22 protein-coding genes are annotated in these 19,929 nt (G+C 63.3%); 13 read left to right on the forward strand and 9 right to left on the reverse strand.

Going from position 1 to position 19,929, the window contains the following annotated elements; translation table 11 throughout:
* Positions 1 to 39 precede the first annotated feature (39 nt).
* From RTCK_RS20895 to RTCK_RS11375, 4 genes are all read right to left on the reverse strand, one after another.
* Positions 40 to 261 (reverse strand): type II toxin-antitoxin system VapC family toxin, encoded by a 222-nt coding sequence (locus tag RTCK_RS20895; RefSeq protein WP_235988672.1) that lies wholly within the window; start codon positions 259 to 261, stop codon positions 40 to 42.
* Positions 254 to 439 carry a type II toxin-antitoxin system VapC family toxin gene (locus RTCK_RS20900; RefSeq protein ID WP_328803948.1) on the reverse strand — a complete coding sequence of 62 codons (186 nt, stop codon included), beginning with the start codon at positions 437 to 439 and terminating at the stop codon, positions 254 to 256. The genes RTCK_RS20895 and RTCK_RS20900 overlap by 8 nt, the downstream gene beginning before the upstream one ends.
* A complete protein-coding gene (locus tag RTCK_RS21015) occupies positions 439 to 690 on the reverse strand; it encodes a type II toxin-antitoxin system VapB family antitoxin (protein WP_142519750.1) in 252 nt (83 codons plus the stop codon). Before RTCK_RS21015 ends, RTCK_RS20900 begins: the two co-directional genes overlap by 1 nt.
* Before the next feature lie 75 nt (positions 691 to 765).
* Positions 766 to 1,557: a creatininase family protein gene (locus RTCK_RS11375; RefSeq protein WP_185927992.1), complete on the reverse strand. Its 792-nt coding sequence runs from the start codon at positions 1,555 to 1,557 to the stop codon at positions 766 to 768.
* Positions 1,558 to 1,608: 51 nt separating this feature from the next.
* On the opposite strand from RTCK_RS11375, the gene RTCK_RS11380 reads away from it, so the two are divergent.
* The 3 genes from RTCK_RS11380 to RTCK_RS11390 all read left to right on the forward strand — a co-directional run bounded on the left by RTCK_RS11380 (position 1,609) and on the right by RTCK_RS11390 (position 4,243).
* Complete coding sequence (locus RTCK_RS11380; RefSeq protein WP_408004531.1) at positions 1,609 to 2,157, forward strand: MarR family winged helix-turn-helix transcriptional regulator; 549 nt, start codon at positions 1,609 to 1,611, stop codon at positions 2,155 to 2,157.
* 80 nt (positions 2,158 to 2,237) lie between these two features.
* The gene (locus RTCK_RS11385) at positions 2,238 to 3,260 is read left to right on the forward strand and encodes a LacI family DNA-binding transcriptional regulator (RefSeq protein WP_142592885.1); all 1,023 of its coding nucleotides are present in this window, start codon (positions 2,238 to 2,240) and stop codon (positions 3,258 to 3,260) included.
* 20 nt (positions 3,261 to 3,280) lie between these two features.
* A complete protein-coding gene (locus RTCK_RS11390; RefSeq protein WP_142592886.1) occupies positions 3,281 to 4,243 on the forward strand; it encodes a 2-hydroxyacid dehydrogenase in 963 nt (320 codons plus the stop codon).
* A 19-nt stretch (positions 4,244 to 4,262) separates the two neighbouring features.
* Here RTCK_RS11390 and RTCK_RS11395 read toward each other — a convergent pair whose 3' ends face one another.
* Positions 4,263 to 5,057, reverse strand: a complete 795-nt coding sequence (locus RTCK_RS11395) for a gamma-glutamyl-gamma-aminobutyrate hydrolase family protein (protein WP_142592887.1) — start codon at positions 5,055 to 5,057, stop codon at positions 4,263 to 4,265.
* Between the two features lie 278 nt (positions 5,058 to 5,335).
* Between RTCK_RS11395 and RTCK_RS11400 the strand changes: the two genes are divergently transcribed.
* Positions 5,336 to 6,442, forward strand: a complete 1,107-nt coding sequence (locus RTCK_RS11400; RefSeq protein ID WP_142519755.1) for a TRAP transporter substrate-binding protein — start codon at positions 5,336 to 5,338, stop codon at positions 6,440 to 6,442.
* Between the two features lie 128 nt (positions 6,443 to 6,570).
* Here RTCK_RS11400 and RTCK_RS11405 read toward each other — a convergent pair whose 3' ends face one another.
* Together RTCK_RS11405 and RTCK_RS11410 are read right to left on the reverse strand one after the other, a co-directional pair.
* Positions 6,571 to 8,442: a TRAP transporter large permease gene (locus tag RTCK_RS11405; protein WP_142592888.1), complete on the reverse strand. Its 1,872-nt coding sequence runs from the start codon at positions 8,440 to 8,442 to the stop codon at positions 6,571 to 6,573.
* Between the two features lie 3 nt (positions 8,443 to 8,445).
* On the reverse strand, positions 8,446 to 9,006 hold the full coding sequence (locus tag RTCK_RS11410; protein ID WP_142519757.1) for a TRAP transporter small permease subunit: 561 nt from the start codon (positions 9,004 to 9,006) through the stop codon (positions 8,446 to 8,448).
* Positions 9,007 to 9,395: 389 nt separating this feature from the next.
* Here RTCK_RS11410 and RTCK_RS11415 point away from each other — a divergent pair, with 389 nt between their 5' ends.
* The 9 genes from RTCK_RS11415 (at position 9,396) to RTCK_RS11455 (ending at position 18,071) form a co-directional block, all read left to right on the forward strand.
* Positions 9,396 to 11,678, forward strand: coding sequence for a putative bifunctional diguanylate cyclase/phosphodiesterase (locus RTCK_RS11415; RefSeq protein WP_142592889.1), 2,283 nt, complete (start codon positions 9,396 to 9,398; stop codon positions 11,676 to 11,678).
* A 129-nt stretch (positions 11,679 to 11,807) separates the two neighbouring features.
* Positions 11,808 to 12,557, forward strand: coding sequence for an N-acyl amino acid synthase FeeM domain-containing protein (locus RTCK_RS11420; RefSeq protein WP_142592890.1), 750 nt, complete (start codon positions 11,808 to 11,810; stop codon positions 12,555 to 12,557).
* Between the two features lie 173 nt (positions 12,558 to 12,730).
* A complete protein-coding gene (locus tag RTCK_RS11425; protein ID WP_142519760.1) occupies positions 12,731 to 12,955 on the forward strand; it encodes an aa3-type cytochrome c oxidase subunit IV in 225 nt (74 codons plus the stop codon).
* A gap of 76 nt (positions 12,956 to 13,031) precedes the next feature.
* Positions 13,032 to 14,336 (forward strand): Re/Si-specific NAD(P)(+) transhydrogenase subunit alpha, encoded by a 1,305-nt coding sequence (locus tag RTCK_RS11430; protein WP_142592891.1) that lies wholly within the window; start codon positions 13,032 to 13,034, stop codon positions 14,334 to 14,336.
* Positions 14,336 to 14,746 carry an NAD(P) transhydrogenase subunit alpha gene (locus RTCK_RS11435; RefSeq protein ID WP_142592892.1) on the forward strand — a complete coding sequence of 137 codons (411 nt, stop codon included), beginning with the start codon at positions 14,336 to 14,338 and terminating at the stop codon, positions 14,744 to 14,746. Before RTCK_RS11430 ends, RTCK_RS11435 begins: the two co-directional genes overlap by 1 nt.
* Before the next feature lie 12 nt (positions 14,747 to 14,758).
* Positions 14,759 to 16,159, forward strand: a complete 1,401-nt coding sequence (locus RTCK_RS11440; RefSeq protein ID WP_142592893.1) for an NAD(P)(+) transhydrogenase (Re/Si-specific) subunit beta — start codon at positions 14,759 to 14,761, stop codon at positions 16,157 to 16,159.
* A 113-nt stretch (positions 16,160 to 16,272) separates the two neighbouring features.
* Positions 16,273 to 16,503: an AbrB/MazE/SpoVT family DNA-binding domain-containing protein gene (locus RTCK_RS11445; RefSeq protein ID WP_142519764.1), complete on the forward strand. Its 231-nt coding sequence runs from the start codon at positions 16,273 to 16,275 to the stop codon at positions 16,501 to 16,503.
* A complete protein-coding gene (locus RTCK_RS11450) occupies positions 16,493 to 16,894 on the forward strand; it encodes a PIN domain-containing protein (protein ID WP_142592894.1) in 402 nt (133 codons plus the stop codon). Before RTCK_RS11445 ends, RTCK_RS11450 begins: the two co-directional genes overlap by 11 nt.
* A gap of 157 nt (positions 16,895 to 17,051) precedes the next feature.
* Positions 17,052 to 18,071, forward strand: a complete 1,020-nt coding sequence (locus tag RTCK_RS11455; RefSeq protein ID WP_142592895.1) for an LLM class flavin-dependent oxidoreductase — start codon at positions 17,052 to 17,054, stop codon at positions 18,069 to 18,071.
* A 32-nt stretch (positions 18,072 to 18,103) separates the two neighbouring features.
* Here RTCK_RS11455 and RTCK_RS11460 read toward each other — a convergent pair whose 3' ends face one another.
* Positions 18,104 to 18,988 carry a tetratricopeptide repeat protein gene (locus RTCK_RS11460; RefSeq protein ID WP_142592896.1) on the reverse strand — a complete coding sequence of 295 codons (885 nt, stop codon included), beginning with the start codon at positions 18,986 to 18,988 and terminating at the stop codon, positions 18,104 to 18,106.
* Between the two features lie 120 nt (positions 18,989 to 19,108).
* On the reverse strand, positions 19,109 to 19,336 hold the full coding sequence (gene rpsU, locus RTCK_RS11465) for a 30S ribosomal protein S21 (protein ID WP_142519768.1): 228 nt from the start codon (positions 19,334 to 19,336) through the stop codon (positions 19,109 to 19,111).
* Positions 19,337 to 19,929: the final 593 nt, after the last annotated feature.

Below are 19,929 nucleotides of genomic sequence, written 5' to 3' on the forward strand. Positions count from 1 at the left end.
AAGGGTTTTGAATGTTATAAGGTGACGGCGGGACCATCGTCACGGCTTGGTATCGATGTCTGTCTCGCGTAGCAGGAGATCCGTGGTCAGGATCGGTTGCCCCGCCACCTTTGCGCAGGCGTAGTGGAAACAGTCGAAGTTGCTCAAGTAGCGACGGCCGATGCCATGGCTCTCCGCAACCGCGACGGCGTGATGCAGGATCTGACGAGGAGAGCCGATGTCCCGTAGCTCGATGCGGCGGTCTTCCAGCCATTCAACCACCGCACCTTCTGCCTCCGGGTAACTCCAACTGGTCCGGACGAGATAGAATTATAATTGCTTCCCATGCGGCGAGCGCGGAGGTGAAGGGCGCGGCTGCCGACATCAGCGCGCGTTCATATGCTTCAGCGGTCTCCTCACCCGCCATGAGCGACACGATCGCGCAAGCATCGAGGAACATCAGTCGGAGGCCAAATGGTGGTCGAGATCGTGGAAGGCCTCCGGCGGAAGAGGGGCTCGGTTCGGTTTGAAGGACAGACCGCGTCTAGCGAGTATCCGCTGGGCGGTCTCGCGAGGAGTCTCCTGCTTCAGGCGGCTCGCGATTGCCTCACGGAGAGCAGCGACTACGGCATCCGTGACCGTCGTGCCATCGAGTTCAGCCAGCTCCCGCGCCAGGGTATCGGCTTCTTCGTTTCGGATCTTCAAAGTCATCGTACAGACTCCGCGTGGGTGGCAGGCGCGTGTGTAGCGGGAATGTATACCTCCGTGTAGCCGACAGCAATCGTTCTACCCCAGTTCCCCCGCATCGAACTTCGCCACATCCTCCAGCAGTTCCACCAGCCCCTTCACCGCGTGCGCCAGGATCGCCTCTCCCTTTTCCGCCGTCGCTGCGGCGGCGTTGCCGGCCACTCCGTTGCGGTTCAGGTCGGACATCTTCCAGCCGAAGGCGTGCGGGCCGTAGGCGCGAAGGTGCCGGAAGCGCGTCGCGAACTCCGTTTGCCGGGAGGTGAAGGCTTCCGCCCGCGCCATGTCCACCCGGTCGGGATGCAGGGCCAGCATTACCGACGTCTCGATGTCGCCGCCGTGGATGTCGATCGCCTTGTCTTCCGGCGCGATCAGGCCCTCCGGCAGCCCGAAGCGGGTCCAGCTGGTCGCAACGGCCAGCATGTCAAAGCGTACCCGGGCTTCGGTCGCGACGATCGTCATCAGCGGCGAGTTGCCGCCATGAGCGTTCAGCATCACGAGCTTGCGGATGCCCTGCCGCTGCAGCTGTCCTGCGATGCCGAGCCAGCGGTCCACCGCCTCGTCGAATGCCAGCGTCCTGGTCCCGGGCACATCCATGTGTTCGATGGAATAGCCGACGGGTTCGACGGGAAGAAACGTGACCGGAAGGTGAGGGGGCAGGGTCTCGATCAGCCGGTCGACGATCCCTGTCGCGATGAGCGTATCGGTCTCGAAGGGCAGGTGCGGTCCATGCTGTTCATGGGTGCCGAGCGGCAGGACGGCGATCCAGTCCCTTCGGTCGGTCGGCGACAGCGACGGGTCGTTGTCGTCGAAACGTGGCTTTGGCATGGGCATCTGGCGGTCGATTTCCTGTTTCGCTATGGATAGGGCTGCAAGCATATCGTCATGCTCGCTCCCGCACAAAGACGGAAAGGCGCGATGAGCAAGAAGAAGGGCGGCAAGAAGGGCAAGGGCGGCAAGAAAAAGGATCTGGAGGGTCTTTCGTCGGCGGATATCGCCAATGCCGTCACGCAGGCAGCGCGTTCGATGCGCACCGCGCTCAGCCGCAGCCTTGCCGAAAGCGGCCTCTATGCCGGCCAGGACGGCGTGGTTCTGGCGCTTGCCGAGGAGGATGGGCTGACCGCTGGCGAGCTTGCGGCCCGCCTTGGGGTGAAGGCGCCGACGATGACCCGCACGGTCGGCCGCATGGAAGCGCAGGGCTTCCTCCAGCGTCGCGAGGACGGGACGGACGGGCGGCTCACCAAGGTGTTCCTGACCGAGAGCGGCCATGCCAGCGTCGAGCGGATCAGCAGGAGCGTGGCGGAATGCAGCCGGCGGGCGCTCAGCGATTTCTCCGACAAGGAGGTGAGGCAGTTGCTGCGTCTTCTGCGCGCGATGGACGACAATCTCAATGAAAGAGCTGCACCGGATTCAAATTCCGGGGCCGGCCTTTAGCAGCCGGTTGCGAAATCCCGTTCAACTATTTAAAGAATTTAAATCGGCCGAGGAGCCGGTGCTGCCAGGCCGGAGGGGACGTGGCTCAGAAGATCAAGCTGTCGACCATTGCCGAAAGCCTCGGCCTGTCCACCGCCACCATCTCCCTTGCACTGCGCGACAGCCCGCTGGTGGCGGTCGAGACGCGCGAGAAGATCAAGGAGCAGGCGCGGGCGCTGGGCTATATCTACAACCGCCGCGCCGCCAGCCTCAGGACCTCGCGTTCTGGCATCGTCGGCGTCGTCGTCCACGACATCATGAACCCCTTCTACGGTGAAATCCTGAAGGCGATCGAAAGCGAACTCGACCGCAGCGGCCAGACCTTCATCCTGTCCAACCACTACGACTCCGTGGAAAAGCAGCGGACGTTCATCGAGACGCTGCTGCAACTCGGCGGCGACGGGGTCATCATGTCGCCCGCCATCGGCACGCCGGTAGAGGATGTCAAGCTGGCCGAGGCGAACGGCATGCCGGCCATCCTGGTGGCCCGTTCGATGGAGGGGGTGAGCCTTCCCATGTATCGCGGCGACGACAGCTATGGCATTTCGCTCGCCACCAACCACCTGATCGGCCTCGGCCACCGAGTGATCGCGATGATCGGCGGCACGGACCAGACATCCACCGGCCGCGACCGCTACCAGGGCTATGTGAATGCGCTGCGCAAGGCGGGCATCGAGGTCGATCCGGAACTTCGCATTCCCGGGCCGCGCTCGAAGCAAGGCGGCTTCGAGGCAGCCGTACACTTCCTCTCGCTGCCGCAGAAGCCAACCGCCGCCGTCTGCTGGAACGATCTCGTCGCCATCGGCCTGATGAACGGCATCGCCCGGGCCGGCCTGGTGCCCGGCCAGGATATCTCCGTCACCGGCTACGACGACCTGGAGGAGGCTTCGATCGCCACCCCGGCGCTGACCACCGTCTGGAACGGTCAGAGCGAGGTGGGCCGCCTTGCGGCGCGCGCGCTGCTGGACCGCCTTGCCGGAAGTCATGAGCCAGACGGCATCCATCTCATCAAGCCGGAGATGCGCATCCGCCAATCGACCGGCATCTACAGACCCCGAAGCTGAAAAACCTACGAGGAGACACCATGTCCGATCACTCCGTTGCCGTGCTGGTCCCGGGACGCATTCATCCCAGGGTACTCGAACGCCTGAAGGAGGATTTCGAGGTCGTCGCGGTGCCGATGGGGCCGGCGACAGAGATCGATCCGGGCCTGCGGGAGCGCATCCGCGGCGTTGCCGTTTCCGGCCTGCTGGACAACAGCTGGGTCGATGCTCTCCCGAACCTGCAGATCGTCTCCAATTTCGGCGTCGGATATGACGGCATCGACACGAAGAAGGCCGTGGAGCGCGGGATCATCGTCACCCATACGCCCGACGTCCTGAACGACGAGGTGGCCGACACCACCATCGCGCTGCTGCTCAACACCGTCCGCAGGCTGCCGCGCGCCGAAACCTACCTGCGCGAGGGCCGCTGGAAGAGCGAGGGACCGTTCCCGCTGACGCCGCTCTCACTGAAGGGGCGCACGGTCGGCATCCTCGGCCTCGGCCGCATCGGGCTTGAGATCGCCAAGCGGCTGGAGCCTTTCAAGGTGCGCATCGGCTATCACACCCGCACGCGCAGGGAGGGACTGGATTACACCTATTATCCTTCCTTGAAGGCGATGGCGCAGGAGGTGGATACGTTGATTTCCATCGTCCCAGGGACAGCCGCGACTCACAAGATATTCACGGCGGAAATCTTCTCGGCGCTCGGCCCGAACGGGGTCTTCATCAATGTCGGACGCGGCACCAGCGTCGACGAGGAGGCTCTCGCCGCCGCTCTGCGCAACAAGACGATCGCCGCTGCCGGCCTCGACGTCTTCTACGACGAGCCGAACGTTCCGCCGGCGCTGCTCGAATTCGACAATGTCAGCCTGCTGCCGCATGTAGCGTCGGCATCCGTGCCCACGCGCAACGCCATGGCCGATCTCGTCGTCGCCAATCTCGTCGGCTGGTTCCGGGAGAAAAAGGTCATCACGCCGGTGCCGGAAACCCCGGTGCGGGGCTGACCGTTAGCCGGGCCCTGGATCAACGGACGGCGGCGAGGGACTTCGGTGCCGCCGCCGCCGGTGCTTTCGAGGCCGCATAGGCGCGAACCGCGTCGCCGAACGCCTCGAAGAGGGCGCGGGAGGGAGCATCCGTCTCCGCCCAGTATTCCGGGTGCCACTGCACGCCGACGGCGAAGCCCTTGGCATCGATCACCGAGACAGCCTCGATCGTGCCGTCTTCCGCAGTGGCCTCGACGGCCAGGCGCGGCGCCGTCTCGGCGATCGCCTGCCGGTGCAGCGAGTTGATCTGCACTTCGCCCGAAAGCCCCAGGTAGCGGGCGATGCAGGTGCCCTCGCGGACGAAGACGGGCTGGCGGATCGCATACATGTGGTCGCGCTCCGGCACGTTCGGCTTGCGGTGGTCCCACATGCCAGGCTGGTCCTGGATCTCGCTCGCCAGTGTTCCGCCGAGCGCCACGTTCAGTTCCTGAAGTCCCCGGCAGATGGCGAGCAGGGGTATTCCCCGTTCGATGGCGCGCCGGATGAGCGGCAGCGACGTCGCATCGCGGGCGATGTCGAAGGGGCCGTCGGCGTCGGTTGCCTCTTTCCCGTAGAGCGACGGGTGTACGTTGGTGGCGGAACCGGAGACGAGAAGGCCGTCCACCCGGTCGAGGATTGCATCCGTGTCGTTTCCTTCCTCGAAGGCCGGAATGATGAAGGTCATCACGTCCGCCACCTTCAGGGCCGCCTTGACGTACTGATTGGGCGTTGCATGCCAGACGGCGCCATCGAACTCTCGGATGTCGGCGGGCAGGGCAATGATCGGCTTGGACATATCTTATCTCCGCAGGTGAGCGATTTCTGGGGCTCAGCGCGGGCTGCTGTCAAGCTTTAGCGATCACGTAAACCGCCCAATGGCGCGACCCCGCCGCATTTCAAATCCCATGCCTCATGGCAGTCTTCAGGGTGCTGAAATTTCTCATGAAGAACATGAACCAAGACCAATGAATAATATCCAGGAAGCTTGCGCGCGACCGGGCGACATGATTTCTTCGCGCCGACCGGGGGAGGGCCACCGCAACTCCCGCAGTTATCCATATCGGGAGGTATTACATGGATCGTCGTTCATTCTTCAAGAAAGCCGCTGTGACAGGCGCCGGCGCCGCAACTGCGACCACGCTCGCCGCTCCGGCCATCGCACAGCAAAACCCGAAGGTCACCTGGCGTCTCACGTCTTCCTTCCCGAAGTCGCTCGACACGATCTATGGCGGCGCCGAGGACATCGCCCGTCACGTCTCCGAAGCGACGGACGGCAACTTCACGATCCAGCCGTTCGCTGCGGGCGAAATCGTTCCGGGCTTGCAGGCGCTCGATGCCGTCAGTGCCGGAACCGTGGAAATGGCCCACACCTGCTCCTACTACTTCGTCGGCAAGGACCCGACTTTCGCGATCGGCAGTGCCATCCCGTTCGGCCTCAACGCCCGTCTCAGCAATGCGTGGTTCTACCAGGGCAACGGCAACAAGCTGCTGAACGAGTTCTACGCCACCCACAATGTCTACAGCATTCCGTCGGGCAATACCGGTGCGCAGATGGGCGGCTGGTTCCGCAAGGAGATCAATACCGTCGACGACTTCAAGGGCGTCAAGATGCGTATCGCCGGTATTGCCGGGCGCGTTATGGAAAAGCTTGGAGCCGTTCCCCAGCAGATCGCCGGCGGCGACATCTATCCGGCGCTCGAAAAGGGTACGATCGACGCGGCCGAGTGGATCGGTCCGTACGACGACCAGAAGCTCGGTTTCCACAAGGTCGCCAAGTACTACTATTATCCGGCCTTCTGGGAAGGCGGGCTGATCATCCACTCCTTCATGAACCTGGACAAGTGGAACGAGCTGCCGAAGACCTACCAGGCGGCGCTCACCGATGCTTGCGCCTTCGCCAATACGAACATGATGGCGAAGTACGACATGAAGAACCCGGCTGCCATCAAGCAACTGGTGGCAGAGGGCGCGATCCTGCGTCCGTTCAGCCAGGAAATCCTGGAAGCCTGCTTCAATGCAGCGCAGGAAGTCTATGCCGAGATCTCCGGATCCAACGAGTGGTTCAAGAAGATCTATGAAGACCAGGTCGCCTTCAAGCGCGAGGGCTATCTCTGGATGCAACTGTCGGAATATACCTACGACACCTTCATGATGATCCAGCAGCGCAACGGCAAGCTCTGATCGGGCGCCGTTTCCGATCCGGCAGCCCGGGCCTTGCGCCCGGGCTTTTTTATTGGCCTGCCTGTTAGCCAAGAGAAAACCCCCGAAGTCGGTGTCCGACTTTCGGGGGTCCGTTCATTCCAGCCGTCCTATTGATTGATTGGCGGCGGCTGGCTCAGGTCGGGCTGCGCCGGCTGTTGCGCCGGCGGCTGCGGTGCCTGCTGCCCCGGCAGGCCCTGCAGCGGTGGCAGGCCCAGGGCGGGCGGAGCCGCAGGCGCTGTGCCCGAGGGCGGCTGTTCGCCACCGAGATTGAGCGGCGGCAGGCCCATGGAGGGCGCCGCGCCCGCTCCACCGCCTCCCTGCCCGCCGATCGGGGGCAGGCCGAGGCTGCCGCCCTGTCCGCCGAAGCCGGGAATGTCGATCTGGATGTTGGCCGGATCGGCCGTGGGATGCTCCGTCTTGTAGTGCATCACCAGTCCGGGGAAGAAGATCACCACGAGGATCATCAGGAACTGGATGACGATATAGGGGAAGACGCCCTTGTAGATTTCCGTCGTCTTCATGGCAGGCATGGTCTTGCCGGTCACCTTGTCCAGCCATGGCGCGATCGGCGCGATGGAGCGCAGGAAGAACAGCGAGAAGCCGAAGGGCGGGGTCAGGAACGACGTCTGCAGGTTGATGCCGAGGATGATGCCGAACCAGACGAGATCGATCCCATGCGCTTCCGCCACCGGGGCGAGCAGCGGCACCATGATGAAGGCGATCTCGAAGAAGTCGAGGAAGCAGCCGAGGATGAAGACGATGATCGTCACCACGATCAGGAAGCCGGTTTCGCCTCCCGGAAGCGCCAGCAGCAGTTCCTCGATCCAGACATTGCCGTTGATGCCGTAGAAGGTGAGGCCGAAGACGCGCGCGCCGATCAGGATCATCATCACGAATGCGGAGAGCTTCGTCGTTGCGTCCAGCGCGTTCTTCACCGTGGCGAAGCTGAGCCGGCCCTTGGCGAGAGCGAGGATCAGCGCGCCCGTAGCGCCCATGGCGCCGCCTTCTGTTGGCGTAGCGATGCCGAGGAAGATGGTGCCGAGCACGAGGAAGATCAGGGCCAGCGGCGGGATGAGGACGATGATCACCTGTTCCGCCAGACGGGAGATGATCTTCTTCTCGATCCGGCTGTTGATGAGGGCAACGGCGTAGACCACGACAACGGCGAAGGTCATGGCTGCAACGAGCTGCCATTCGGGCGACTCGATGCCGGTGAACAGCACGTACATGCCGAGGTAGTAGAGGGCTACCGAGACGGCCAGCATGACGACGAGCGAGGTCACGCCATTGCCCAGGGTGCGAGCCTCCAGGGGCAGGGCCGGAGCCCATTGCGGCTTCACCATCGAAACCGCGAAGATGTAGAGGCAGTAAGCCCCGACGATCAGCAGCGCCGGATAGAGCGCGCCGACATACATGTCGCCGACGGAACGGCCGAGCTGGTCTGCCATGACGATCAGCACCAGAGACGGCGGGACGATCTGGGCGAGCGTGCCGGAGGCGGCGATGGTGCCGGCAACCAGGGGCCGGTTATAGCCGTAGCGCATCATGATCGGCAGCGAGATGAGGCCCATGGCCATGACCGAGGCAGCCACGACGCCCGTCGTTGCCCCCAGAAGCGCCCCGACCAGGATGACGGCATAGGCGAGGCCGCCGCGGACCGGGCCGAAGAGCTGGCCGATCGTGTCGAGCAGGTCTTCCGCCATGCGCGATCGCTCCAGGATGATCCCCATGAAGGTGAAGAACGGGATCGCCAGCAGCGTATCATTGTACATGATGCCGTAGATGCGTTCCGGATGCGATTGCAGCAGCGGCCAGAAGAGGCGGATTTCCGGCGAGATGGCCGAAAGCTCGACGCCTACCACGAAGTAGATGAGGCCGCCGGCCGCCAGCGTGAAGGCCACCGGGTAGCCGAGCAGCAGCATCAGCATGACGCTGGAGAACATCACCAGCGGAAGATTATGGGCAATGAAGTCGATCACGCGTCAGACCTCCGTCGCGGCAGGCGGCATCTCGCCGGCCGTGTCGTGCCTCGGATCCTCGATCCGGCCGGTGACGACGGCGTAGCGCTTGATGATTTCGGAAAAGGCCTGCAGCAGGAGAAGCAGGAAGCCCAGAAGCACCACCAGCTTCGCCGGCCAGATGATGAGGCCGCCGGCATTCGACGAGACTTCGCCGGATCTGTAGGAGAGCCAGAACCACGGCCAGGCCAGATAGGACATCAGGGCGGCGAAGGGGACGAGGAAGATGACGTGCAGCACGAGATCGATGATGTCGCGCGTCCGCTTGCTCCAGTTGGAGGAGACGATGTCGATGCGGACATGCTCGTTCTTCAAGAGCGCGTAGGCGGCGGCCAGCATGAAGACGGTGCCGAAGAGGTACCACTGGATTTCCAGCCAGGCGTTTGACGACATGTCCAGCGTCTTGCGCAGGATGGCGTTGCCGGTGCTGATCAGGACGGCCGCCAGCAGCAGCCACGAGACGGATTTTCCGACGGCCGTCGTCACGGCATCGATCGCGCGACTGAGCGCGAGCAGCGCAGTCATATTCCCCTCCTGTCGAACCTCTCGGCCGTCACCGCCATTTCTGGCCAAGGGCCGGGTTCCGTTGTTAGTGCGCGACCTCTATTTGCTGGAGATGTAAAAATCAATCGCCCGCCGCCCGCAATCCTCTTGATTCGAAGGGTTTCCGCCCTAGGGACGCAATCAAATTGCGCGCGCGATGCGATGGCGGGAGCGGCGAAAAGCCGACACAGCCGATCCCTGTCGGGAACAAGGCGGAAGGTGGTGGGAATAGCGGAATCCTGCTACGATCGATTTGACAACTATTAATCAACCTGCGGGAAAAACCCATCAATCCGAAGGGGGGCACAGAGCGATCCACGGTAAGTTAAATCGTTTCAGCGAAGGTGGCGTTGCAACAGGGGCCTAGCCGGATGAAAGCGGAAGAAGCGACGACGCTGCCGACGGATGTCTATCTGTCGTTCGTCAGTTCGCTGTTCGGAAATCGCGGAACGCTGATTACCGGCGTGGTGGTACACGTCATCTGGTGCGCTATCGTTTATAGCTACACGGGCTCGCAGTTCTATCTCTATGCCGCCGCCGGTTTCCCGCTGGTCTTCGCATTTCGTTTCTCCGACTTCCTGAGGTTCGACAGGGTCGACAAGGCATCCCTGACCGACGGCGACATTGCCCGGTGGGAGCGGCGCTATGTCTTCGGGGCAACGCTTACCGCTCTCCTGCTCGGTACGACCAGCGGTTTTGGCATGCTCGTCCTGAAGGACAGCTTCGTCGCCTTCACCTGCATTGCGATGACGATGGGCTCGATGATGTCGATCGTCGGCCGAAACTACGGTTCGCGATATGCCGTCGATTTCCAGACTCTCGGATGCTGCGTTCCCATCGTGCTCGCCTGCGTCGCCAGCGGCGATCTGCATCTGGTCTTGATGTCGCTGCTGTTGATCCCGTTCGGGCTCACCACGCGCTCCATGGCCAACGGCGTGCGGGAGTTTCTCTATGAGAATGTGCTGGCGGCCAGGAAGATACGGCTCATCGCCAATCAGCTGGATCTTGCGCTGACGACCATTGCCCATGGCCTCATCATGCTGGACAGCCAGGGACGGATCGAAGTGGCCAACCGTCGGGCCTGCGACCTTCTCGGTCTATCGGACGCGGCGGAGATCAAGGGGCTGCACCTGATCGGGGCCCTGGAGGCCCATAGCGGTTATCGGCCGACAAGGGTGGTCGATGAAGCGAGGCAACTGCTCTCCGGTACCGTCGACCGCACCATTTTCGAGCTGCGGGAGGGGGTTCACGTCGAGTTTTCCGCCAGCCGGCGGCAGGATGGCGGCGTTGTGCTTATCTTCGAGGACGTCAGCGGTCGTGTGGCCGCTGACGCAAAGATCCTGCACATGGTGCGTTTCGATGCCCTTACGGGACTTCCCAACAAGGCACATTTTGCGGCGATGGCCTCGGCCGAGCTGAAGGGACGGCCGCCGGAGACGCTTGCAGCGCTTCTTGTTCTTGACGTTGAGGGTTTCAAGCACGTCAACGATCTGCGCGGGCATGTGGTCGGCGACCGGCTGCTGTCGGCGGTCGCATCCAGGCTCAAGACCAAGGTCGGTCCGGACCTGCTCGCCGGGCGGCTTATTGGGGACGAGTTCACGCTTCTGCTGACGGCACAGGACCGAGAGCGTCTGGAGGCACGTGTCCAGGACGTGCACGACGAAGTCCAGCAGGCATACCAGCTTCCGAACCTGCGAATATCGGTCGCTCTCAACGCGGGCTGCGTCATCGCACCGGCCGGAGAGTTCGACATCGAAACGTGGCTGATCAAGGCGGATCTGGCGCTGAGCGCAGCCCAACTGAAAGGCAATGGCTCGCTGGGGTTCTTCCGGCCGGAGATGGACGCCCGCTATGTCGAGGAGCAGAAACTGCGCGTGGATCTCCGGGAGGCGGCGGCGCAGAACGCCCTGCAGGTCGTCTACCAGCCGATGTATTCCGTCGACGGCAGCAGCATAGAATGCATGGAGGCGCTGGTTCGGTGGAGGCATCCGGACAAAGGAATGATCGCACCCAACGTGTTCATCCCGATGGCCGAAGAGATGGGGATCATTTCCGGCATCACCCGGTTCGTCCTGGAGCAAGCCTGCCGGGACTGTGGCGGATGGGAGCAGTCGGTTGGCGTTTCGGTGAACCTTTCTGTTCACGACTTGCGGACACCCGGTATCGTGGATGACGTGCTTGCCATCCTGGCGCGGACCGGCCTGCCGCCGACCCGCCTCCACCTCGAAGTGACCGAGAGTTGCTTCATCGATGATCCGGTGGCGATACGAAACGTCCTTCATCAACTGAGGGTGAAAGGTGTCACGATCGCGATCGACGATTTCGGCACGGGCTTCTCAAGCCTCAGCTATCTGACGTCTCTGCCTCTGGACATCGTGAAGGTGGATCGTGCGTTCATTCGGGACATCACGCTGGATCCACAGCGGATCAAGCTCCTTCGCGGCATCACCGACCTGTCTCGCGACCTCGGGCTGCGCATCGTGATCGAGGGTGTGGAAACACGTGATCAGCTTCAGCTTATCAGCGACAATCGCTTTGCCGATTTCATTCAAGGTTACGTGTACTCTCCGCCCGTCGAGGCAGATGTGGCGGCCGGTATGCTGCGGAGTGGTGGCCACCCACCGGTCCGCAGGCGGATCGAACCGGCGACCTAAGTGCTCGGTTCTTCCGGACTGGGGCCGCTCTTAACCATCTTTTCCAAAAAATATGTCCCGATTCGACCACTGAAGGTCACCAAAGCGGCATCTCGGGTTAACGTCTCGTTAACCTCAGGAGATCGCCGAATGCGTTTCAGTAAAGCCGTTGCCACCACGGAATATCCGGACAGACTTCTTTCTGTGCTTGATGCCGTTGAGTATCGCCGCATCGAAAGCCGAGAGGATTTCGAGGACATTGCACGCCTTCGATACAAATCCTATCGGGAGAGAGGTGTCCTTCCGTTGTCCGCAAGCAGCATGTTGGACGAGCTCGATTTCGATGACCACGCCTATGTCTTCGGCGTCTATCTGCACGAAGAGCTGGTCAGCACGATCCGGGTGCACTACGTCACGCCCACGCATCGGGTCAGCCAATCCTCGGGCGTGTTTCCGGACGCTGTAAACGCTTTCCTCGACGCCGGTATGACGCTCATCGATCCGGCGCGGCTGGCAATCGATCCGGAACTGGACGTGGAGCGGTCGGCTCTTCCCTTCCTTACCGTCAGGCCCACGATCATGGCGGCGATCTACTTCAATGCGGATCGCATGCTTCAGCATATCCGTCCGGCGCATGCGGCTTTCTACCGGCGCTATTTCTATGCCGACACCGTGGTGCCGCCGACATTCACGGACATGTACGGCTTCGACCTGACGCTGCTTGCCTCGCGGACGCGCGAGATCGGGGCCAAACTGCTCCGCCGTTTCCCGATCTACGAATCGCAGCCTTACGAGCGCAGGCTGATGTTCGACCGTTCGCCCCTGCGCGGCATGCCGCCGCTGACGATCATCCCGACGGCGCGTATTGCGCACATGAACGGCACCGTGCTGACGAACTGAGATCCCCCGGCACGTACGCCTGCGCCACAAGGTGCCATTGCGCTTTATGGCGGCTTTGTGTAAGGCCAAAACCAGTGGATCGGCTGCCGCAGAATCGCGCGATGCAGGCTGATCGGAGTGGTTTCAACGGTGCTGCGGCCGAGTTCGCGGGCGCCGAACAAGGGAGACGACGAATGGACAACAACAGCAGCGGTCCGGTCGAAACCGGCGCCTCCATGGACTATGCGGAGCACGAGAAGACCTACAATCTCTTCCTCGCGCTCACGAAGTGGGTAACCATGGTGATGGTCGTCCTCCTGATCGCGATGGCCGCCGGCTTCTTTGGCGGTGCCGGCTTCTTCGGCTCCCTCGTCGTTTTCATCGTCCTCACCGCCGCCGGATTCTATCTGTTTCGCTGACGGCCTCCTGCAGGGATCAGGGGGAGCAGGCATGGCTTTCATGCCGGCATAGGGCAAGGATCTGGGAGGGCTTGGCTTGGCAAGCGTGATTTTTGTTGCGCGCGAGGGCGCTGGTGAGGACAGGGTGGCCGCATCACCGGAAACGGTGAAGCGGCTATCGGCGATGGACTTTGCCATCGTGGTGGAGGCCGGCGCCGGCGCCGCGTCCGGAATTGCGGACAGCGACTTCGAAGCGGCGGGAGCGCGGATCGGTTCGCGCGCGGATGCCGCGACCGCGGACATCGTCCTAAGGGTAAACCGGCCGACCACGCCGGACATCGCTTCATACAAGTCCGGAGCCATCGTCTTCGCCAGCATGGACCCCTACGGCAACGAGGCGGCCCTGGCGGAAATGGCCCGCGCCGGGCTTACGACCTTCGCCATGGAACTGATGCCGCGCATCACCCGCGCCCAGCCCATGGACGTCCTTTCGTCCCAGGCGAACCTCGCCGGCTACCGCGCCGTCATCGACGCGGCGCACGAATACGGCCGGGCGCTGCCGATGATGATGACCGCGGCCGGCACGGTTCCGGCCGCCAAGGTCTTCGTCATGGGGGCAGGCGTCGCCGGCCTCCAGGCCATCGCCACGGCCCGCCGGCTGGGCGCGGTAGTCTCCGCCACCGATGTCCGCCCCGCGGCGAAGGAACAGGTCGCCTCGCTCGGCGCCAAGTTCATTGCCGTCGAAGACGAGGAGTTCAAGGCCGCGGAGACCGCCGGCGGCTATGCCAAGCAGATGTCGGAGGCCTACCAGGCCAAGCAGGCGGCGCTCGTCGCCGAGCACATCGCCAAGCAGGACATCGTCATCACCACGGCGCTCATCCCTGGCCGGCCGGCGCCGCGCCTCGTCACCCGCGCCATGCTCGCCTCCATGAAAGCCGGCTCGGTCGCTGTCGACCTGGCGGTGGAGCGCGGCGGCAATATCGAGGGCTCCGTCAAGGGTTCGATCACGACGATCGGGGGCGTCAAGGTATTGGGCTATGCTAACGTGCCGGGACGGGTCGCGGCTTCCGCCTCGGCTCTCTACGCCAAGAACCTCTTCGCCTTCCTGGAGACGATGGTTTCCAAGGAGACCAGGGCGTTCGCCGTCGATCCCGACGACGAACTGGTGAAGGCGACCATGCTGACGCATGGCGGACAGGTGGTTCACCCGAATTTCGCCGATGCCTCGGCAGCCTTTTCCGCATCCGCACCGGTCGCGACCGCGGCAGAGGCCGCGGTGAAGCCGGCGCGCAAGCCGGCCAGGACCGGAACTCCGGTTGCCGGTGAGGGGACGGCGAAGAAGCCGAAGCGGACGCGCAGGAAGGCAGATCCGGGCAAGCCTGACGAGAAGGAGGGGCTTTGATGGCGAGCGACATGATGAATTCCGCACTGGACAGGCTCCACCAGGCGGTCGAGGCAGTGAGGCTTGCCGCCGAGCAGGCGCCCGACGCGATGGCCCAGGCGGCGCACGGTGTCTCCGGCGGCGCGATCGATCCATTCGTCTTCAGGCTGGCTATCTTCGTTCTGGCGATCTTCGTCGGCTACTATGTCGTCTGGTCGGTGACGCCCGCGCTTCATACGCCGCTGATGGCCGTCACCAACGCGATCTCCTCGGTGATCGTGGTCGGCGCGCTTCTGGCGGTCGGGATCTCGGCGAGCGGCTTTGCCACCGGCTTCGGCTTCCTGGCGCTGGTGCTCGTCTCTGTCAACATCTTCGGCGGCTTCCTGGTGACCAGCCGGATGCTTGCCATGTACAAGAAAAAAGATCGCTGAGGGTCCTGATCGATGTCGCAGAACCTTGCAGCCTTCCTCTACCTCGTCTCCGGCGTGCTCTTCATCATGGCGCTGCGCGGGCTTTCCCATCCGACCACCAGCCGAAAGGGCAATGTCTACGGCATGGTCGGCATGGGCATCGCCATCGGCACCACGCTTCTGCTTGCCACGCCGAGCTTCGGCGGCTTCCTGCTGATCGTGCTGGCGCTCGCGATCGGCGGCGGTGCCGGCGCCTATATCGCCCGCACCATTCCGATGACCGCCATGCCGCAGCTCGTCGCCGGCTTCCACTCGCTGGTGGGCCTTGCGGCCGTGATGGTGGCTGCCGCGGCGCTCTATGATCCGGAATCCTTCGGCATCGGTCTGATCGGCGAAATCCACGGCCAGGCCCTGGTCGAAATGGCGCTGGGTGCCGCGATCGGTGCGATCACCTTCACCGGCTCCGTCATCGCCTTCCTCAAGCTCGACGGCCGCATGTCGGGCAAGCCCATCCTGCTTCCCTACCGGCATGCGATCAATATCGGGCTGCTGGTGCTGATCGTCGTCTTCATGATCGGCCTGGTGCAGACGGAGAGCCATGCCGATTTCTGGCTGATCGTCGTTGTCGCGCTGGTGCTCGGTGTTCTCATCATCGTGCCGATCGGCGGTGCCGACATGCCGGTCGTCGTGTCGATGCTGAACTCCTATTCCGGCTGGGCCGCGGCGGGCATCGGCTTCACGCTGGGCAACCTCGCGCTGATCATCACCGGCGCGCTGGTCGGCTCCTCCGGCGCGATCCTCTCCTACATCATGTGCAAGGGGATGAACCGCTCCTTCATCTCCGTCATCCTCGGCGGCTTCGGCGGCGAGACCGCTGCGGCAGGCGCCGATGACGGCATACAGCGGACGGTGAAGCAGGGTTCGGCGGACGACGCCGCGTTCCTGATGCAGAACGCCCAGAAGGTCATCATCGTGCCGGGTTACGGCATGGCCGTCGCGCAGGCGCAGCACGCGCTGCGCGAGCTGGCCGACACGCTGAAGGAACACGGCGTCGAGGTGAAATACGCGATCCACCCGGTCGCCGGCCGCATGCCGGGCCACATGAACGTGCTGCTCGCGGAAGCCAACGTGCCCTATGACGAGGTCTTCGAACTGGAAGACATCAATGCCGAATTCGCGCAGGCCGACGTCGCCTATGTGATCGGCGCCAACGACGTCACCAACCCGGCGGCGCGCGACGACAAGTCGTCGCCGATCTACGGCATGCCGATCCTCGACGTCGACAAGGCCAAGACCTGCCTCTTCGTCAAGCGCTCGCTCGGCTCCGGCTATGCCGGCATCGACAACACGCTGTTCTACAAGGACGGCACGATGATGCTGCTCGGCGACGCCAAGAAGATGACGGAAGACATCGTCAAGGCGATGAAGCACTGAGCTTGCCGGCGAATAGCGGTTAGCGAGGAAAGCCCGGGCCATCGGTGCCGGGCTTTCGTTTGACGTTCGCCCGGTTAGATATACAATAAGCTTATGTATATCAGGAGGTGGCGATGCTGGTTTCCAAATGGGGCAACAGTCTTGCGGTCCGGCTCCCGGCCTCCGTCGTCGAAGCGCTGGATCTGAAGGAAGGTGACGAGATTCGGATCCGTGCCGTCGACGCGGCCGAGTTCGAGGTGGCGCGCAAGCCGACTCGGCAGGACCTGCTCGAACGGCTGAGGCAGTTCCGCGGTCGGCTTCCCGAGGATTTCGTGTTCGACCGGGACGAGGCGAATGCCCGGTAGGTTCATCGACACGAATGTGCTGGTCTATCTGGCGTCGGGTGATCCCGCCAGAGCGGATGCCGCCGAGCGGGCAATCGCCGATGGCGGCATGGTCAGCGTGCAGGTGTTGAACGAGTTCGCCAATGTCGCGCGGCGGAAGCTCGGCTTCTCGTGGGAAGAGCTTCGCTCCTTCCTTTCGCTGATCCAGGGCCTGCTGTCGGTTGTACCCGTCACGGTGGAGGTTCATGACAGAGGACTGCAACTGGCGGAGCGGTACCGGCTCTCGGTATACGATGCGATGATCCTCGCGGCGGCGCTTGTGAACGGATGCGACCTTCTCCTGACCGAGGACCTCCAGACCGGCTTGGCAATCGAAGGGTTGGTCGTCCGCAATCCCCTGCAGCCACTCTGACCGACCGCAGCAAGCTTTTTGCCGGCCTGTTCAACATCATCGAACGATGCGTTCCGGCAAGCGGAAGGACTTTGTCCTGACGCATGAGCCCCCGGCGTGCCATATAGAACCCCGAGCCTGCGCACCACGCCTCCCGTGCGCTCTGAAGGAGTTACCCATGAAGAAGATCGGCTTTCTTTCCTTCGGCCATTGGACGCCGTCGCCACAGTCACAAACCCGTTCGGCGGGCGATACGCTGCTGCAGTCGATCGAACTCGCTGTCGCCGCAGAGGAACTGGGAGCGGACGGCGCCTATTTCCGGGTGCATCACTTCGCCCGTCAGCTCGCCTCGCCCTTTCCGCTGCTGGCCGCCGTCGGCGCGAAGACGAGCCGCATCGAGATCGGTACGGCGGTCATCGACATGCGCTACGAGAACCCGCTCTACATGGCCGAGGACGCCGGGGCCGCCGACCTGATCGCGGGTGGCCGGCTGCAGCTCGGCATCAGCCGTGGTTCCCCCGAGCAGGTGATCGACGGATGGCGCCATTTCGGCTACCAGCCGGCGGAAGGCCAGACGGATGCAGACATGGGCCGCCGCCATGCGGAGGTGTTCCTGGACGTCCTGAAGGGGGAAGGCTTCGCCCAGCCGAACCCGCGGCCGATGTTTCCGAATCCGCCCGGCCTGCTTCGCCTCGAGCCGTATTCGGAAGGGCTGCGGGAGCGCATCTGGTGGGGTGCCGGCTCCAACGCGACCGCCGTCTGGGCCGCCAGGCTCGGCATGAACCTGCAGAGCTCGACGCTGAAGGACGACGAGACGGGCGAGCCGTTCCACATCCAGCAGGCAAAGCAGATCCGTGCCTATCGCGAGGCGTGGAAGGAAGCAGGCCATGCCCGCGAGCCGCGCGTCTCGGTGTCGCGGTCGATCTTCGCCATCGTCAACGATATGGACCGCGCCTATTTCGGCCACAGCAAGGACGACGATTCGATCGGCTACATCGATGCCAATACCCGGGCCATCTTCGGCCGTTCCTATGCGGCCGAGCCGGAGGCGCTGATCGAGGAATTGCGGCAGGACGAGGCGATCGCCGAGGCCGATACGCTTCTCCTGACCGTACCCAACCAGCTAGGCGTCGAGTACAACGCCCACGTCATCGAGGCGATCCTGACGCATGTCGCGCCGGCGCTCGGCTGGCGGTAGGGGTGCCCCCGATCCGAATCGGCTGAGTACGGTCAGCTGCTGCGGGTGCGGGCGAGGCCGTCCTTGGCCGGCTGGTAATTCGGGTCGAGGCGGGCGGCGTGGGCGAAGGACTTTGCCGCACGGGCCCTGTCGCCGCGGGTCTCGTAGACCAGTCCTTGATTCGTCCAGGATTCGGCGAGCTTGTCGTTCAACCCGATCGCCGTGTTGATATCGGCAAAAGCGTTCTCGTCGTCGCCGGTGGCGAGATAGGAGACGGCGCGGCCGTTATAGGGTTCCGGCGAGCTTGGCGACAGCGAGATCGCCTTGGAGAAATCCTCGATCGCCTGGGCGTGCTGGCCGCGAAGCTGATAGATCAGGCCGCGATTGTGATAGGCCCGCCCATCGGTGGTATCCAGCTGGATGGCCCGGTTGAAATCGTTGAAGGCCTCGTCGTTGCGACCGGCCTGGCGATAGATGTTTCCGCGGCCGATATAGGCAACGTCGTAGTTCGGGTTCAGCTGGAGCGCACGGTTGTAGTCGTTTGCCGCCTCGACGGGCTTGCCCATGTTGCGGTAGACGAGCGCGCGGTTGGCATAGGCCTGGTAGAACTGCGGATTGAGCTGGATGGCCCGGCTGAAATCCTCCAGCGCCCGGTTGAATTCTCCGGCGCGGCCATAGGCCGAACCACGGACGTTGTAGCCTTCCGGATCGCCCGGGTTGGCGTTGATGACGGCCGTCAGCGACGCGATGTTTTCTTCCGATCCCTGCGCCCGGTCCACCGTGATGAGATCGGTCGTCTGCGATGTCGTCGAGCAGCCGGCGAGAAGAACGGCGGAGACAAGTGCCAGAGCCGAGAGCGCGGGCCTGCTGCGGATTGATGCGGTGATAGCCGGAGAGCCGATTGTTGCGGAAGAAGGAGCGGCAGTCTTGAAGGCCATCAGGCGCAGTTCCTTAAGTCTTGCACAAGAGCGGATGGTGGATCCGGTAAAATCAAAGGCGGCGGCGCCCTCGTCGCCCCCGCCTCATAATCACGTCAAAAACGTCGAAAAAACGGCCGATCAGCGACCCGAGCGCGGAGCCGCGATCAGACCTTCGCGCTGGGCCCGCTTGCGAGCCAGCTTGCGGACCCGGCGGACAGCCTCGGCCTTCTCACGCGCACGCTTCTGGGAAGGCTTTTCGTAGTAGTCGCGCATCTTCATTTCACGGAAGATGCCTTCGCGCTGCATCTTCTTCTTGAGAGCGCGGAGAGCCTGATCAACGTTGTTGTCGCGGACAAGTACCTGCACGTGTAATCCCGTTCCTTTGGTTTGGTTGCTCGCCGGGAACCATGTGGATTCGAGGCGAAAGAATAACTGTGCCCGGCCGGAAGCCGTGCGATTGGAGAGGCAGATAGCAGGAAGACGCGGAGAAGTCCATATGGGGTGGCGGCCCGGACGCCCGAAAATTTCCGTCGCCGCTTCAAGAAGGACGCTCTCGTTCCTCCGGCAATCTCGCCATGTCTATTTCTGATTGCCCGAATAACAGTCGCAATTCCAAGTAAAGGGCTTATGGCGGCTGCCGGGGCTTGCCGGCCCGGAAGGATGGCGAGGGGCGGTGCATGGGGATGAACGTGGCAGGACGAGGATCATCCGCGTGCCGCTGATGGCATGTTCGTCGCACGCCGGCGTGCGGAACATCACCTTCGGAGCCTGCTGGTGGCGCTTATCGGAAGCGATAGGGTCAGGCAAGCCGGTGGGCGTCCTCGTTCGGCAGGCAGAACGCCGCTCTTTTCGGCTCTCACTGCCGCATGCGTGAACAGCTACGACAGGTCGCGCGCGGGGAGAGACCTGCCTCCTCCGACTCCGGCGTTTTTCGTCACGGCGTCTTCTCGCCGGCCATG

The sequence above is a fragment of the Pseudorhizobium endolithicum genome (assembly GCF_902153245.2).
Classification (GTDB): domain Bacteria; phylum Pseudomonadota; class Alphaproteobacteria; order Rhizobiales; family Rhizobiaceae; genus Neorhizobium; species Neorhizobium endolithicum.

Coding starts and splice junctions, on each gene's coding strand:
- RTCK_RS20900 (WP_328803948.1), bottom strand. CDS start 439: ATGTTCCTCGATGCTTGCGCGATCGTGTCGCTCATGGCGGGTGAGGAG.
- RTCK_RS21015 (WP_142519750.1), bottom strand. CDS start 690: ATGACTTTGAAGATCCGAAACGAAGAAGCCGATACCCTGGCGCGGGAG.
- RTCK_RS11375 (WP_185927992.1), bottom strand. CDS start 1,557: ATGCCCATGCCAAAGCCACGTTTCGACGACAACGACCCGTCGCTGTCG.
- RTCK_RS11380 (WP_408004531.1), top strand. CDS start 1,609: ATGCTCGCTCCCGCACAAAGACGGAAAGGCGCGATGAGCAAGAAGAAG.
- RTCK_RS11390 (WP_142592886.1), top strand. CDS start 3,281: ATGTCCGATCACTCCGTTGCCGTGCTGGTCCCGGGACGCATTCATCCC.
- RTCK_RS11395 (WP_142592887.1), bottom strand. CDS start 5,057: ATGTCCAAGCCGATCATTGCCCTGCCCGCCGACATCCGAGAGTTCGAT.
- RTCK_RS11400 (WP_142519755.1), top strand. CDS start 5,336: ATGGATCGTCGTTCATTCTTCAAGAAAGCCGCTGTGACAGGCGCCGGC.
- RTCK_RS11410 (WP_142519757.1), bottom strand. CDS start 9,006: ATGACTGCGCTGCTCGCGCTCAGTCGCGCGATCGATGCCGTGACGACG.
- RTCK_RS11415 (WP_142592889.1), top strand. CDS start 9,396: ATGAAAGCGGAAGAAGCGACGACGCTGCCGACGGATGTCTATCTGTCG.
- RTCK_RS11420 (WP_142592890.1), top strand. CDS start 11,808: ATGCGTTTCAGTAAAGCCGTTGCCACCACGGAATATCCGGACAGACTT.
- RTCK_RS11425 (WP_142519760.1), top strand. CDS start 12,731: ATGGACAACAACAGCAGCGGTCCGGTCGAAACCGGCGCCTCCATGGAC.
- RTCK_RS11435 (WP_142592892.1), top strand. CDS start 14,336: ATGGCGAGCGACATGATGAATTCCGCACTGGACAGGCTCCACCAGGCG.
- RTCK_RS11440 (WP_142592893.1), top strand. CDS start 14,759: ATGTCGCAGAACCTTGCAGCCTTCCTCTACCTCGTCTCCGGCGTGCTC.
- RTCK_RS11445 (WP_142519764.1), top strand. CDS start 16,273: ATGCTGGTTTCCAAATGGGGCAACAGTCTTGCGGTCCGGCTCCCGGCC.
- RTCK_RS11450 (WP_142592894.1), top strand. CDS start 16,493: ATGCCCGGTAGGTTCATCGACACGAATGTGCTGGTCTATCTGGCGTCG.
- RTCK_RS11455 (WP_142592895.1), top strand. CDS start 17,052: ATGAAGAAGATCGGCTTTCTTTCCTTCGGCCATTGGACGCCGTCGCCA.
- RTCK_RS11460 (WP_142592896.1), bottom strand. CDS start 18,988: ATGGCCTTCAAGACTGCCGCTCCTTCTTCCGCAACAATCGGCTCTCCG.